At 67.7% G+C, this 14,246-nt stretch carries 13 protein-coding genes; 4 read left to right on the top strand and 9 right to left on the bottom strand.

What is annotated here, in order from left to right:
• Nucleotides 1-35: 35 nt before the first annotated feature.
• The 3 genes from NRS07_RS16055 to NRS07_RS16045 are packed head-to-tail and all read right to left on the bottom strand — an operon-like array spanning nucleotide 36 to nucleotide 4,020.
• Complete coding sequence (locus tag NRS07_RS16055; protein ID WP_259208702.1) at nucleotides 36-2,240, bottom strand: molybdopterin cofactor-binding domain-containing protein; 2,205 nt, start codon at nucleotides 2,238-2,240, stop codon at nucleotides 36-38.
• Nucleotides 2,237-2,728, bottom strand: a complete 492-nt coding sequence (locus NRS07_RS16050) for a (2Fe-2S)-binding protein (protein ID WP_259208699.1) — start codon at nucleotides 2,726-2,728, stop codon at nucleotides 2,237-2,239. Before NRS07_RS16050 ends, NRS07_RS16055 begins: the two co-directional genes overlap by 4 nt.
• Nucleotides 2,725-4,020 carry a cytochrome c gene (locus NRS07_RS16045; RefSeq protein ID WP_259208697.1) on the bottom strand — a complete coding sequence of 432 codons (1,296 nt, stop codon included), beginning with the start codon at nucleotides 4,018-4,020 and terminating at the stop codon, nucleotides 2,725-2,727. The genes NRS07_RS16050 and NRS07_RS16045 overlap by 4 nt, the downstream gene beginning before the upstream one ends.
• A 197-nt stretch (nucleotides 4,021-4,217) precedes the next feature.
• Between NRS07_RS16045 and NRS07_RS16040 the strand changes: the two genes are divergently transcribed.
• From NRS07_RS16040 to NRS07_RS16030, 3 genes are all read left to right on the top strand, one after another.
• Nucleotides 4,218-4,673: a DUF305 domain-containing protein gene (locus NRS07_RS16040; RefSeq protein ID WP_259208694.1), complete on the top strand. Its 456-nt coding sequence runs from the start codon at nucleotides 4,218-4,220 to the stop codon at nucleotides 4,671-4,673.
• 102 nt (nucleotides 4,674-4,775) lie between these two features.
• Nucleotides 4,776-5,123: a hypothetical protein gene (locus NRS07_RS16035; protein WP_259208692.1), complete on the top strand. Its 348-nt coding sequence runs from the start codon at nucleotides 4,776-4,778 to the stop codon at nucleotides 5,121-5,123.
• A gap of 84 nt (nucleotides 5,124-5,207) precedes the next feature.
• Nucleotides 5,208-7,373 carry an ATP-binding protein gene (locus tag NRS07_RS16030; RefSeq protein ID WP_259208690.1) on the top strand — a complete coding sequence of 722 codons (2,166 nt, stop codon included), beginning with the start codon at nucleotides 5,208-5,210 and terminating at the stop codon, nucleotides 7,371-7,373.
• A 12-nt stretch (nucleotides 7,374-7,385) separates the two neighbouring features.
• Here NRS07_RS16030 and lgt read toward each other — a convergent pair whose 3' ends face one another.
• The 3 genes from lgt to NRS07_RS16015 form a co-directional block, all read right to left on the bottom strand.
• Nucleotides 7,386-8,195 carry a prolipoprotein diacylglyceryl transferase gene (gene lgt, locus NRS07_RS16025; RefSeq protein WP_259208687.1) on the bottom strand — a complete coding sequence of 270 codons (810 nt, stop codon included), beginning with the start codon at nucleotides 8,193-8,195 and terminating at the stop codon, nucleotides 7,386-7,388.
• A gap of 2 nt (nucleotides 8,196-8,197) precedes the next feature.
• Nucleotides 8,198-9,091, bottom strand: coding sequence for a LysR family transcriptional regulator (locus tag NRS07_RS16020; RefSeq protein ID WP_259208685.1), 894 nt, complete (start codon nucleotides 9,089-9,091; stop codon nucleotides 8,198-8,200).
• 78 nt (nucleotides 9,092-9,169) lie between these two features.
• Nucleotides 9,170-9,394, bottom strand: a complete 225-nt coding sequence (locus NRS07_RS16015) for a TIGR04438 family Trp-rich protein (RefSeq protein WP_259208683.1) — start codon at nucleotides 9,392-9,394, stop codon at nucleotides 9,170-9,172.
• 174 nt (nucleotides 9,395-9,568) lie between these two features.
• Here NRS07_RS16015 and NRS07_RS16010 point away from each other — a divergent pair, with 174 nt between their 5' ends.
• Nucleotides 9,569-9,877, top strand: a complete 309-nt coding sequence (locus tag NRS07_RS16010) for a c-type cytochrome (protein WP_259208679.1) — start codon at nucleotides 9,569-9,571, stop codon at nucleotides 9,875-9,877.
• Between the two features lie 65 nt (nucleotides 9,878-9,942).
• Here NRS07_RS16010 and NRS07_RS16005 read toward each other — a convergent pair whose 3' ends face one another.
• From NRS07_RS16005 to NRS07_RS15995, 3 genes are all read right to left on the bottom strand, one after another.
• On the bottom strand, nucleotides 9,943-11,073 hold the full coding sequence (locus tag NRS07_RS16005) for a branched-chain amino acid ABC transporter substrate-binding protein (RefSeq protein ID WP_259208677.1): 1,131 nt from the start codon (nucleotides 11,071-11,073) through the stop codon (nucleotides 9,943-9,945).
• A gap of 80 nt (nucleotides 11,074-11,153) precedes the next feature.
• Entirely contained in the window at nucleotides 11,154-11,879 is a 726-nt protein-coding gene (locus NRS07_RS16000; protein ID WP_259208675.1) for an SIMPL domain-containing protein, read from the bottom strand.
• A 170-nt stretch (nucleotides 11,880-12,049) separates the two neighbouring features.
• Nucleotides 12,050-14,188, bottom strand: coding sequence for an NHL repeat-containing protein (locus NRS07_RS15995; RefSeq protein WP_259208674.1), 2,139 nt, complete (start codon nucleotides 14,186-14,188; stop codon nucleotides 12,050-12,052).
• Nucleotides 14,189-14,246: the final 58 nt, after the last annotated feature.

Here is a 14,246-nt window from a genome sequence, read left to right as displayed (position 1 = left end):
AGTCATGCGGCATGGGTAGCAGCGCGCCGTCAGCCCTATCCGGCATGGGTGCGCATGCGCGCCCGATCCAGCGGCAGGTCGCGCACCCGCACGCCCACGGCATCGGCCACCGCATTGGCCAGCGCCGCGGCGGCCGGGCCTTGCGCGGCTTCGCCGGTACCGAGATATGGCTGGCCGGGGCGGTCCAGCAGGTGCACCTCGACCCGGTCCGGCACGCCTTTGAAGCGCAGGATCGGATAGCTCGCCCAGTCCTGCGTGAGCACCCGGCTGGCGTCGAAGCGCACGCCTTCGAGCAGGGTCCAGCTGCACGCCTGGAGAATGCCGCCCTCGATCTGGTTGCGCACCCCGTCCGGGCTGACGATCTCGCCGCAGTCGACGGCGGCGACCGCGCGCGTGATGCGTACCAGGCCGGTGTCGAGCACCACCTCGACCTCCAGCGCGATCGCGCAGTAGGCGGCCAGGTTCTTGTAGCGGGCGAAGGCGAAGCCGCGGCCACGCCGGGCCGTCTTCTGGTAGCCGTCCCAGCCGAATCTGGCGGCCGCCAGCCGCACCGTCTCGATCGCGCGTGCATCCTGCAGGTGGCGCAGGCGGAAGGCTACCGGGTCGGCCCTGGCGGCGCGCGCCAGTTCGTCCATGAAGCTCTCGATGGCGAACACATTGCAGTAGGCGCCGAGCGAACGCAGGGCCGAGGTGCGCACTGGCCCGGCCGCCTGGAAGCGGTGGGTCACGCGCGCGTTCGGCAGCGTGTAATACGGAATGGCGTTGCGGTCGCCGCCGCCCTGCGGCTGCGGGATCGCTTGCGGCGGCGGCGGCGTGAACGGCCGTGCCAGGTGGGTGGCCGCCAGCAGGTTGCCGGCCTTGCCGGGACGCGTATTGTGCGGCTGGCTCCAGACCTCGTATTGCCAGTCGACGATCTTGCCGGCTGCGTCCAGCGTGGCCTGCACCTCGGCCAGCATCGCCGGGCCGTAGGGCTCCCAGCAATGCTCTTCCTCGCGCATCCACTGCACCCGCACCGGGCTGCCGGGAAAGGCGCGCGCCAGCAGCACCGCGTCGGCCGCGGCGTCGTCGGCGCCGTTATGGCCATAGCAGCCGGAGCCCTCCATGTGGACGCAGCGGATCGCTTCCTCGGGCGCCCCGAGCAGTTCGGCCAGCGCCGCGCGCAGCGGGAACACGCCCTGCGAATGCGTCCAGACGGTATAGCGGCCTTGTTCCAGTTGCGCGACGGCGCAGGATGGGCCGAGCGAGGCATGCAGCTGGAACGGACGCGTATAGCTGGCGCGCAGGGTGGTCCCGGCCGCGCCGGCTGTTCCGCGTGCGAGAACTTGCCGCGGCTGCGACGGCAGGCTGCGCACCAGCGAGGCCACGTCCTTGCCGGCCAGCGGCAAATCGAGCTGCTCCCAGCGCGCGGCGCGCGCCAGCGCCGCCGCCGCCTTCACTGCGCGCCACTCCTCGTCGGCCACCACCGCCAGGAAGCGGCCGTCGCGCACGATCTCCAGCACGCCGGGCATGCGCGCCACCTGCGCGGTATCGACCGCGAGCAGCCGCGCCGACGGCGACTGCGGGCGCACCACGCGCGCATGCACCATGCCGGGCAGGCGCAGGTCGTGCACGTAGGCGAGCTGGCCCTTGAGTTTGCCGGGAATGTCGATGCGCGCCAGCGTCACGCCGGCATAGCGCGGGGCACCGGACTGGCGCGGGGGCAGGGCGCTGGTGGCGCGCACATGCTGTTGGGCGCCGGCCACCAGTTCGCCGAAGCTGACGCGGCGGCCATCGGGCGCGCGAAACACGCTGTTGGACTGCACCAGGGCCGCGGCCGGCACCGCCAGGCGGGTGGCCGCGCGCAGCAAGAGCAGGGCGCGCACCTGGGCCGCGGCATGGCGCAGTGCGGTGCCGCTGTGCTGCATCGAATTGCTGCCGGCGGTATAGCCTTCGTCGGGGGTGCGGTCGCTGTCGGCGGTGACCATCAAGAGGCGTCCGGGATCGATTTGCAGTTCGTGCGCGGCCACCTGCAGCAGCGCGGTCTTGATGCCCTGGCCCAGCTCGGCCTTGCCGGTAAAGACGGTGACGCGGTTGTCGGCGCCGACCCGGATCCAGGCGTCCAGCCAGGGTGTCTGCTGCAGGCTACCCGGCAGCCCGGCGCCCTGGGCGTGCAGCTGCGATGGCAGCGCGAACGACAGCATCAGGTAGCCGTTAGCGCCAAGAAAGCGGCGCCGTCCCGGGTGTGTGGGGAGTGTGTTCATCGCAGCTTGCGTACCGGTTGGGCCGCCAGCACGTCGGCGGCGCGCCGCACCGCGCGCAGGATGCGCAGGTGGGTGCCGCAGCGGCACAAATTGGGCTGCATCCAGTCGCGGATCTGCTCATCGGTCGGCGCGGCCACCCGTTCGAACAGCGCGGTGGCGCGCATGATCATGCCGGCGATGCAGTAGCCGCACTGCGCCGCCTGCTCGTCGATGAAGGCCTGCTGCAGCACCACGCTCGGAACCCAGCGCGTGCCCGGGCTTTCCACCGTGCGCACGGCGCGCGTGCCGACCAGCGACACCGGCAGCAGGCAGGACAGCACCGGCGCCTTGTCGAGCATCACCGTACACGCCCCGCACTGCCCGAGTCCACAGCCGAATTTCGCGCCATTGAGCTTCAGGTCGTTGCGCAGCACGTAGAGCAGCGGGGTGTCCGCATCGACATCGACCGTGTGCGGCTTGCCGTTGACCTGCAGGCGGTAAGTGGTCATGGTTGTTTCGCTTCCTGGATCGAGTCCTCTACGCCATTCGCAAGTTTCGGCCATGGCTCGGCCCCGGCGCCGTAGCGCCGCAGGTAAGCCGCCAGCGCGGTCAGCTGCGCGTGGTCGAGCAGCGCGCCAAAGCCCGGCATCGCGCGTCCCGGCTCGCCGCCAGGTGGCGCGATGCCTTGGCGGACGATGTGCAGCAGGTTGCGCGGGTCGGGGTGGTACAGCGCGCTGGCTTGCTGCAGCGGCAGGGCGCTGCCGGAACTGGCGCCGCGGCCAGCGCCATGGCAACGCGCGCACGCCATCGCATACACCTGGTAGCCGAGGCGCATCTGCGCCGCATCCGGGCCGCCGGCAGCGGGGACCGGCAGGGCGCCGGGCTTGGGCGCCGGCGTGGCGCGCGCGGGCGCCTGGCGCAGGAAACCGTGGATGTAGGTGGCGATGGCGGCCACGTCTTGCGGATCGGATTGTCCGAGCTGGGCCGCCACGTCCTGCATCGGTCCGGCGGCGATTGCATGGCCGGGTGCGATGCCGGTACGCAGGTAGCGCAGCAGGTGTTCATGCGTCCAGGGCATGGGAGAAGGCGCGTCAGCATTCAGCGCCGGCGCGTACCAGCCGCCGGATTCTCCGCCGCCTAGCTGGCGCTCCAGGTCGAGGCCTCCGAGCAGCGTGCGCGGCGTGTGGCACGCGCTGCAATGGGCCAGCGCGTTGGACAGGTAGGCGCCGCGATTCCATTCGGCAGACTGGCGCGAGTCGGCCTGCCAGGGCGCGTCGTCGAGGTAGAGCAGGTTCCAGAAAGCCACGAGTGGACGGAAGCCGAACGGGAAGTGCAGGTCGTTGTCGCGGGCGGGGGCAGTGAGCGCCGGCCGCGTCATGATAAACGCATACAGCGCGCGGATATCGTCCTGCGCCAGCTGTGCGTAGTGGTTGTAGGGGAAGGCGGGGTAGAGCAGGTGGCCGTCGCGCGCGACGCCCTGGCGCATGGCGCGGGTAAACGCCTGCTCGCTCCAGGCGCCGATGCCGGTGCGCGCGTCGGGCGTGATATTGGTGCTGTAGACGGTGCCGAACGGGGTGGCCAGCGCTAGGGCGCCAGCGAAAGGCCGTGCCGGGTCGGCGGTGTGGCACGACGCGCACATGCCCAGGCGCGCCAGGTTGGCGCCGCGCTCGACGAGGGCGGTGTCGATGCGGGCGGGCGCATCCAGTGGTGGCAAGGCGGGATGCCACGCAAGCCAGAGTGCGGTGAGCGCCAGCACGGCCAATCCTGCCAGCGCGAGCCACCATCGGTTTTGCCGCTTCATCCCCACTTCTCTCCTGGTTCATGGAAGGCAGGCAGGCCTGCCTCGTTCGGCGCAGGATAGCATGGGCGAACGCGACAATCGGCCAGCGTGCGAGGTCCGGCGTCATCTGCTTTCGGCCCCTTGCCTGCGCCACGCTTTGTTTAAAACGGACATCATGCAGGGTCCGAAAAACATTTCATGGATAGTGGGAGAAAAAAATGAATGCTTACGCACGTTTCGGCTTGATGATCCTGAGTTCGACGCTGGTCATGTATGCGCTCACTTACCTGACGACCTACGAGGCGGCGCACATCTACTTCAGCCAGACACGTGCCTGGATGGCGCTCTTGATGGGGGCTGCTATGGCCATCATCATGCTCGGATTCATGAGGCACATGTACAAGAACAAAAAAGCGAATGCGGCCATCTTTATCGGCGCAGCCATCGTGATTGCTGCATCGCTCTGGCTGGTACGCAGCCAGGAAACGGTCGACGATGTCTCCTACATGCGTGCCATGATCCCACACCATTCGATTGCCATCATGACCAGCGAGCGGGCGCACATTCGCGATCCCCGCGTGCGCGAGATGGCAGACGCCATCATTGCTACCCAGCGCAAGGAGATCGGCGAGATGGAAGCGCTGATCGTTGATCTCGACCGTAGCGAGCCGTGACCCTGCGCGGGTCGTGCCTGGCAGCCCGCAATGCCAATGCAGCGCTGCCGGAGCGCCCGCATTAGGGATGCCCCGATCGCGCCGCAGTGGTATGCTTGCGTCATGACTACCGATACCGACATTGAGCTGTCCGGCGCCTTCCAGGCCAGGGATGGCAACGGCCGCACCCTTGACGTCAAGGCGATCCGCATCTTCGACGAGGGCTACGGAATCATCGACGTCTACGTGGACTTCAAGACCCAGCTCGACCCTGGCGCCTACAAGGACACCGTGCTCACGGGGCAGATCGTCGAACGACTGCGTACGCTAGGCTACCATGGGCCGGATTTCGGCCCGAGCGACCCGGGCCTGCAAGAGAGCAAGACCATCGTGCTCGAGGCGCCCGAAGAATTCGCCGCCTTCGCCAAGAGCCGTGGCTGGAAGAATCTGGCCGAAGAATTCGACGAATAAGCACCTGCTTGCCGGGCCGAGCCCGTCGTCGAGCTCAGGTTTTCCGACTCATGCCTGGCATGTCTGTTCTGACATAAGGTACCCATGCTGCAGCGCCAGCGCTCTACCGTTTCGCTCAGGCGCCTGCTGGTGCTGCTGGCCGCCGTCGGCCTGCTGCCGCTGGCGCTGATGGGCGTCTGGGGCCTGCACCTGGTCAGCCAGTACCAGCAGCGCGAGCAGCAACGCTCGCTGATCGATCTGGCGCGTGCGTTGTCGAGCGCCGTCGACGCCGAGCTCGATGGTGCGGTCTCGACCCTGACCAGCATCGCACGTACGCCGGCACTCGAAGTGGGCGACCTGCGTGGCTTCTACGATGTCGCCCGCGCCCAGGTCGCCGCCGAGCCCGAATGGCTGGCTGTCGTCCTGACCGACGCCAATGGCGCCATCGTGTTCCGTACCGCTACGCCCTATGGCAGCCCGGGCGCGCCGGCTGCCGATCCGGCCAGCCTGCGCCTGGCGCAGGACAGCCGCCAGCCAGTAGCCGGACATATCATGGTGAGCTGGGGCGGCCGCGCCGCCTTCCCGGTGCGCATTCCCATTACCGGCACCAAAGGCCAGCGCTACATTCTTACCGCCATCATCGAGCCGGGCCGGATGTTGCGCGTGATCGAACGCCAGAAAATCCCGCCCGAGTCCGTGATCGCCATCCTTGATGGCGATGGAAAAATCGTGGCGCGTTCGATCAGGCAGGCAAGCGCAGTCGGCAAGGCGCCCCACCCGACGCTGCAGCGGCTGATGCAAGACGGCGGCCCCGAAGCGGTCGGCCAGACTACCTCGCCCACGGGCGAGCAGGTGGCTTCCGCATATGTTCGTTCGCGTTATGGATGGTCTGTTGCGGTCGGCATTCCAATTTCGGCACTGGCGCAGGCCGCCTTGCCCGGCATTGTGCTGTACGCGTCTGGCCTGGCGGCTTCGCTACTGGTCTGCGCGCTGATCGCCACCCTGCTTTCAGGGCGCATCGCGCGCTCGTTTCGCAGCCTGCAGCAGGGCACCACCGCGCTGGGCGCCGGCTTGCCGGTGACGGTGGCGCCGTCGCGCATTACCGAGATCGAGCAGATGGAAACGGCGCTGCAGGCCGCGGCAAGCCAGCGCGACGCGCACGAGGCCGAGCGCTCGCAGTTGTTGACCTCGCTCGAGGGCGCGCTGGAAGACAGCCGCGCCGCCAGCCGGGTCAAGGATGAATTCCTCGCCATGCTCGGGCATGAACTGCGCAACCCGCTCAGTCCCATCGTCACCTCGCTCGACCTGATGGACTTGCGCGGCGAAGCATCGAACGTGCGCGAGCGTACCATCTTGCGGCGCCAGGCCAACCACCTCAAGCGGCTGGTGGACGACCTGCTCGACGTCTCGCGCATCACCAGTGGCAAGCTGCAGATCGAGCTGCGGCCGGTCAACCTGGCCGAGGTGGTGCGCCATGTGGTGGCCTCGTTTCCCGGCACCCCGGTCGACGCGGCCGCGCCTGGCGAGGTATGGGTGAGCGGCGACGAAAGCCGCCTGACGCAAGTACTCAACAACCTGCTGTCGAACGCGGCGCGCTTCGGCAAGGACGCTACGCGGGTGGTGCTTACGGCCGACGGTGCCAGTGCCCGCCTGGTGGTCAGCGACAATGGCGTGGGCATGAGCCGGGCCATGCTCGAGCGCATATTCGATCCCTTTTTCCAGGCGCCGCAGCCGCTGGCGCGCCATACCGGCGGGCTGGGACTGGGCCTGGCGATCGTGCGCAGGATCGTCGAACTGCATGGCGGCGCGGTGGCGGCATTCAGCGAGGGCGAGAACAGGGGCAGCCGCTTCGAAGTGGTGCTGCCGCTCGGGGCGGCCGCCGAGCCCCGCGCGCAAGGGGCGAGCGTGGTTGCGCCGGGGCGCCTGCGGGTGCTGCTGGTGGACGACAACGCTGACGCCGCGGCGGCGACCGGCGCCTTGCTCGAGCACATGGGACACGCGGTCAGCGTGGCCGGCACCGCGGCGGCGGCGATGGCCGAAGCCCGACGCCAGGCGCCGGACGTGGCCGTGCTGGACATCGGCCTGCCCGACATGGATGGATATGCACTGGCAACGCAGCTGCGCCGGATTGATCCGGCGCTGCGGCTGGTGGCGCTGACCGGCTACGGCCAGAAGGCCGATGTGGCGCAGGCGCTTGGCGTGGGCTTCGACCTGCACCTGACCAAGCCGGCTACGCTGGAAGACTTGCAGCGGGCGCTCACGCCCGCTTGAAGCGAGCCAGGATCAGGCGTGCACCGGCCGGCCGGGCGCCTGGCGGTAAGCCCAGGCCAGCATCAGCAGGGCGCCAATGATCATCGGCAGCGACAGCACCTGGCCCGAGGTGACCGGGATGCCGGCCACCACGATTTCCCAGTCCGGCACGCGGAAGTATTCGGTAGTGAAGCGCGCGCACCCGTACAGCAGCGTGAACATGGAGCCCACCGCCAGGCGCGGGCGCTGCTTGCGCGCATACGGCCACAGGAGGATGAAGACAACGATCCCGTCGAGCAGCATCTGGTACAGCGGCGACGGATGGCGCGGGCCGTCGACGCCCGGCCACAGCATGGCCCATGGCAGGCTCGGGTCGGCCAGGCGCCCGGGCAGCTCGTGGTTGATAAAATTGCCCAGGCGGCCAGCGGCGTAACCGAGCGGCACCATCGGCGCAATGAAGTCGTACACGTCGAGCACGTTGCGCCGGGACTTGCGCGCCCATAGCGACATGGCCACCAGCACGCCCAGGAAGCCGCCATGGAAGGACATGCCGCCTTGCCAGACCTTGAAGATGTCGAGCGGATTGGCGAAGAAATAAGCCGGCTGGTAGAACAGCACTTCGCCCAGGCGCCCGCCCACCACCACGCCGAGCATGCCGTAGAACAGCATGTCGTCGAGATCTTCGGCTTTCCAGCCCTGCGCGGCGATATGCGGCTGGCGAATGCGCAGGCGGCCCAGTGCCAGGAACAGGCCGAAGGCCACCACATACATCAGGCCATACCAGTGGATGGCCACCGGCCCGATCGAAAAGGCAACCGGGTCCGGATTCGGGTGTACTAGCATAATCAGTTCTTCCTTATTAAATCCAAAAAGCCCCCGAGCACGGGCGACGGGTTGTCGCGGCGCCAGGCCAGGCCGGTTTCGGCCAGCGGCGTGGGCTCGACCAGGGCCCGGTATTCTACGCCCGCACGCATCAGGTTCGACACCGATTGTGGCACAAGTGCCAATCCCATGCCTCCGGAAACCAGGCTGACGATGGTCTGCATCTGGATCGCTTCCTGGCCGATGACCGGCGTGATGCCGGCGGCGCGAAAGCACCCCAGAATGGCGTCGTGCAGGCTCGGCGCCACCGCGCGCGGAAAGATCACCAGCGGCAGCGGCGGCAGCTCGCGCAGGCTTACCGGGCCGGCGCGCCTGAGCGCATCGAGGCCTGCAGGCGCGCACAGGATCAGCGGCTCTTCGAGCAGCTTGATGTAGTCGATGGCGCTGTCCATCTTGCCGGGCAGCGGCGGGATCACGAAGCCGGCGTCGATGCGGTCGTGCAGCAGTTCGTCGGCCTGCACGTCCGAGGTCGCTTCGCGCAGCACCAGCGCTACCGCCGGGAAGGCGGCGCGGTAGCGCTGCAAGATGGCAGGCAGCACGCTGTAGTCGGCGGTGGAGACAAAAGCCAGCGTCAGGCGTCCGGCTTCGCCGCCGGCGACCCGGCGCACCAGATCCGGCAGCCGGGCGGCGTCGTCGAGGATGCGGCGCGCTTCCGGCAGCAGTGCGTGGCCGGGGGCCGTGAGCGCCACCTGGCGGCGGTTGCGCAAGAATAGCGGGGCGCCGAGCAGCTCTTCGAGGCCGGCGATGCTTTGCGACAGGGGCGGTTGGGTCATGTGCAGCCGTTCGGCGGCACGGCCAAAATGCAGTTCTTCGGCGACGGCGACGAAATGGCGCAGCTGGCGCAGTTCAGGAGTCATTGATATGCAGGATGTATGGATTGGGCCGAGTGATATGCTGAACATATCACACAACATCCTGCGCGATCGCGCGCCAGCTCAGCGGCGCTTGTCGAACGCTTGTTTGACGCGCGCGGCGCGCTGCTTCGACTGCAAGCGATGGTCTTTCTTCTTGTCGAGCCCAAGCATTTTCTCGATGAACTCGAACCAGACAAAGGCGAATACCATCAAGCCGACGATATACCACCAGGACAGGTCGGCGAAGCGCCAAACTTCAAAAAAACGCAGCCCGCACAGGGCAATAATCAGCAAAATCAGCGGCATGGAAGACTCCTTCGACCCCCATAGTACAAACAAAATGATGCCGAGTGGAAAAATTCGCACGAGCATTGTGAGTTCGTCAAGCCCGGCCGTTGTGCACTCGTTACAGAGTGTATCCCTGCGTGACCTTGTCAGGAATCACGGTAAAATAAGATGGTCATGAACCTGGAGAAACAAATGAAAAGGTCTTTGTTGTTGTGTATGGTGATGTCGGCCTTCGCGTCCACCAGCGCGTTTGCCCAAGCCGACCTGGCCAAGGCCAAGAATTGCATGGCTTGCCACGCGGTCGCCAACAAGCTGGTCGGACCTTCTTACCAGGATGTCGCCTCCAAGTACGCCGGCCAGAAAAACGCCGAAGACAAGTTGGTGCAGAAAGTCATCAAGGGCGGCGCTGGCGTGTGGGGCCCGGTCCCGATGCCGGCCAATCCACAGGTGAGCGAGGCCGAAGCCCGCAGCCTGGTGAAATGGGTGCTGGCGCAAAAGTAAGTTGGCTCTGTTCGTGTAACAAGCGCACCTGCGTCGAGCATGGTGCGCTTTTTTATTGGCGCTGCTTACATCACGCCGATGCGGGTGCGCTTGCCACCCTGATAGGTAAACAGCGTGAGCGCGCCCTTGAGGATGTCACCCGACGGGTCGAACTCGATGATGCCGGTGACACCCGCGTAGCGGATTTTCTTGAGCTCGGGCAGGTATTTCGCCGGCTCAGCCGACTTGGCGTTGCGCATCGCGGTGGCCATTACCATCACCGAATCATAAGCGTAGGGCGCATAGAGCTGGACTTCGGCGCCAGTCTTGCGCTTGAAGCGCGCGCGGAAGTCGGCCATGCTTTGTTCTTGCAGGCCCTCCACGCCGCCCGCTTCGGCGCACACCACCTTGCCCTCGCCGAGGGCCTGGCCGGCCAGGTGTCCGAGGGCCGCGGTGCAGATGCCGTCGCCGCCCATGAAGGTGGCCTCGATGCCGAGCGCCTTGATCTGGCGTAGCATCGGGCCGGCCACCGAATCGGTGCCGCCAAAGAACACCAGGTCGGGCTTGCTGGCCCGGATCGCCATGAGGATGGCGGTGTGGTCGGTGGCGCTGGCGCTGGTGAATTCCTTGGCGACGATGCGCACGCCGGGCCCCTTCAAGCTGCGCGCGAAGTGCGCCGCGACGCCCTGGCCGTGGGTGGTGCGGTCGTCGATGATGGCGATCTTCTTCGCCTTGAGGGTCTCGACCGCGTAGCTGGCCAGGGCGCTGCCAAGCTTGGCGTCGTTCGCCACCACGCGGAAGGCACCCGGAAATTTCTGCCGCGTGTACTGGGTTGCGGTGGTGGCCGGCGAGATCTGCACCAGCCCGGCATCGTGATAGATTTTCGACGCTGGCACCGTGGTGCCTGCATTGAGGTGGCCGATGATGCCGTTCACCCTGGCATCGACCAGTTTCTGCGCCACTGCCTTGCCTTGCCCGGGGTCGCTGCCGTCGTCTTCGGCCAGCAGTTGCAGCTTGACCTTCTGGCCGGCGATGGTGAAGCCACGGGCGTTGAGTTCGTCAATCGCCATGCGCGCGGCGTTTTCGTTGTCCTTGCCGAGATGGGCATGGGGACCGGAGACCGGCCCGGCATGGCCGATCCTGACGAGCTGCTGCGCATGGGTGCTGGCGGCGGTTGCCGCGCAAACGAGGATCGACAGCTTGCAAGCGAGGTGCATGGGGTTCTCCGCAGAGGAAACAAGATCGCACCTCGAACGGTAGCGCACACTGGCGCAGCGCCACCCGACAAACCGCAGGCTTAGCGTCCGATCCGGTAGATCACATCCACGCCCTGCACCAGGGTGATGGCCGCCACCAGGGTCAGGTCGGTTGCCGCATCGGGGCCGCCGTCGGTGTAGCGGCCGTTGGGTTCAAGCGCCATTCCCATCGAGTTCGACAGGTTCTTCAGTGCGCCCAGCGAGACGCCGCTGGCCGCGCCAAGCCTGGCGCCAATGCCGCGCGCCATGTTCTGCGCCTTGCCCCTGGCATTGGCCAGGGCCTTGGTCACCAGTTCGGCTTCGATCTTGTCGCGGTCGCTGCGGCTGAAGGCGACGGCCAGCGATTCCACTTTCGGCATCGCCATCAAGCTGCGCATCATGGCGGACCAGGCCTCCATGTTGCGGACCGTGACCTTGAGCGCGACCCGGGTGTCCATCTGCGGCGCGGCGTCGCCCGCCACTTCGGTCTTGCGCGAGCGGCGCAGGATGTCCTGCACGTTGACATCGTCCGGTGCGATGCCGTGGCTGGCGAACAGCGCCCGGCTCGCCTCGAGCTGCTGCGTGACCTGCTGCCACGCGCTGTCGGCGTCGGCGTCGGCCGAGACGATCTCGAAGTCGATCTCGCCGGTATCGGGCCGCATGCCGATGCTGGCGGCGGCGCTGACATGGATGAAAGGATAACTGGGCAGGTCCGCGCCCAGGCAGGGAAGGGCGGTGGCAGCCAGCAGCAGGGCCGCGCCAAGGTGGGTGAGCAGTCGTGTGAGCATCGGTGTCGAACCTTTGTCGATGAGTGAAGGGGCAGCTCGACAATAAATCATCTAGACATTCATGTCTACAAAATTCTCCTCTCGACGAACTGCATTATCCATGGCTCATAGAACAGCCTGTCTGCGGTGATGAAGCCGAACAGGCGGTCGGTGGAGTCGACCAGCCCGGCTTACTCGATGCGCAATAGCAGGTCGCGTCCTTCGAGCGCCACCTGGCCGGCAAAATCGGCCGCGTGGATGCGCAGGATATAGTCGCCCGGTGCCAGCGCACCGACCTGCCAGCTCCCGGCTGACACCCGGCCATCGCGCAGGCGGTTGCTCACAGTGTAGGCGAACTGCGTAGCCTTGCTGCCGTACACGGTGATGCCGCTGGATGGCGCGTACACCAGCTTGACCGCATCCGGATTGCGCGGCAGACGGTCGAATACCTGGGTGATGCGCGGCCGCTCGTAGCCGGCCACCGGCGTGCCATCGGCGCGCAGCAGCTGGTAGCCGAGCTGGTACAGGCCCAGGCGGCGGCGCGCCAGGTTGCCGTTGACCTGGTCCCAGGCATCGGCCACGATCGTGACCTCGCCCAGCGCCCGCGCTACCCGCAGCGGCTCGCCCTTGTTTGCCCGCAGGCGCTTGCCGCTGCTGTCGAACAGCGCGATGCTGTCGATCCGCGGCGCCACCGTGTCGATAAATCCGGCGAAGGGCAGGGTCAGCGGATTGACCACCGCGCCGCCCTGGTAATAATCGAGGTGTACGTGGGCCATCGCATTGATGGTGCCGAGCGGGTCGCCCACGGCGAAGCGGGTCCCGCGCGGCACCCGCACGCGCTCGGCCTTGCCACGCTGGTCGAGCTGCATCAGAAAACGCGCATCGAGCGCCTTGCCGCGGGCGTCACGCCCGACCCGCATGTGGATGTACGACAGCGGCCCCAGGCTGATGCCTTCGCTGAGCGAACCGAAGCCCCAGTTGGCAAACGGGTCCGACACCTTCGACGGCAGCACGGCCAGCACCCGCGCGCCGACGTCGGCGCGTACATCCAGGCCGGCGTGGAAATGGTCGCGGCTGTCGCCGTTATAGCTGCCGCGCACTTCGCCCATCACGCCGACCACCTCGTGCGCCATGTCCTGCGGCCCGACCGGCCAGGGTATCGGTCCGGTGCGCGGCAGCGCCACCGGCTGCGGGCGCGCCAGGGGCGCGGCGCCAGCGCGTGGCGGCGCCAGCCGCTCAAGCCGGTGCGCCTGCGCATCGGCCACCACCAGGCTGCCGTCGCGGTCGACGGCAATGCCGCGCGGACCGTAGAGCTGCACGGTGCCGTCGGGACCGAAGCCGTCTTGCGCGGCCGGTACGTCGGCGTCGAGCAGGGCGTGGTACTGGCCGGTTGGCGCAAGCTGCACGATGCGCCCGCCCGAGCTGGCCGCAATGTACAGGTAGCCGTCGCGCGTGAGCGCCAGGCCGACCGGACGGCGCAATACCGGGCGCCGCTCGCCTTCGGGCGGGGTGGCGATCGTGCTCACCACGCCGTCCGGTGCAATCTTGCGGATCGCGTGGTTGCCGGTATCGGCCACGTACAGCGTGCCGTCGAGGGCCACCGCGATGGCGCTCGGGGTGTCGAAGCTGGCCGCCGTGCCCAGGCCGTCCGCCATGCCCGGCTGGCCGGAGCCGGCCACCGTGCTGACGCTGCCGTCGCGGGCGATGCGGCGAATGCGGTCGTTATAGGTATCGGCCACGTACACGGTGCCGGCGGCGTCCACCGCGATCCCGACCGGGCCATGGAAGCTGGCCGCGCGCCCGACGCCATCGAGCCCGCCGGGCATGCCGTTGCCGGCCAGCGTGGTGACGCCCCCGCCGGGGGCGATTTTGCGAATGGCGTGGTTGCCGGTGTCGGCCACGTACAGGTTGCCGGCGTGGTCGAAGGCGAGTGCGGACGGGGTATGGAAGCTGGCCGCCGTGCCGGCGCCATCCCGGAAGCCTTCGCGGCCACCGGCCAAGGTGGCCACGGTGCCATCCGGGGCAAGGGTGCGGATGCGGTTGCTGTCGCCGGCGTCGGCGACATGGAGCGTGCCGCGGCTGTCGAAGGCGACGCCGAAGGGGTCGCTGAAGCGGCTGCCTGCAGCCGGGCCGTCCAGTGTGCCCGGAATGCCGTCGCCGGCCAGCGCGGTGACACGCGCGGACCAGAACGGCGTCGTTGCCGCCGCCTTTGGCGTGAGCACGATGGGGGCGCCCGGCTGCGGTTCGACCCGGTCGGTGAAAACGATGGCGCTGCCCGCCAGGACAATGCCCGCGCCCGCAAGCGCCGCGATCAGGATCTTTCGGTTCACAGGAGCCGCCCAACGATGACAGAGGCTGTCATCTTAGCCGATGCACGGAAAGTAGCTG

The sequence above is a fragment of the Massilia sp. H6 genome (assembly GCF_024802625.1).
Classification (GTDB): domain Bacteria; phylum Pseudomonadota; class Gammaproteobacteria; order Burkholderiales; family Burkholderiaceae_D; genus Telluria.
The sequence above is the reverse complement of the archived record's forward strand: the minus strand, read 5'-3'. Positions and strand labels throughout refer to the sequence as shown.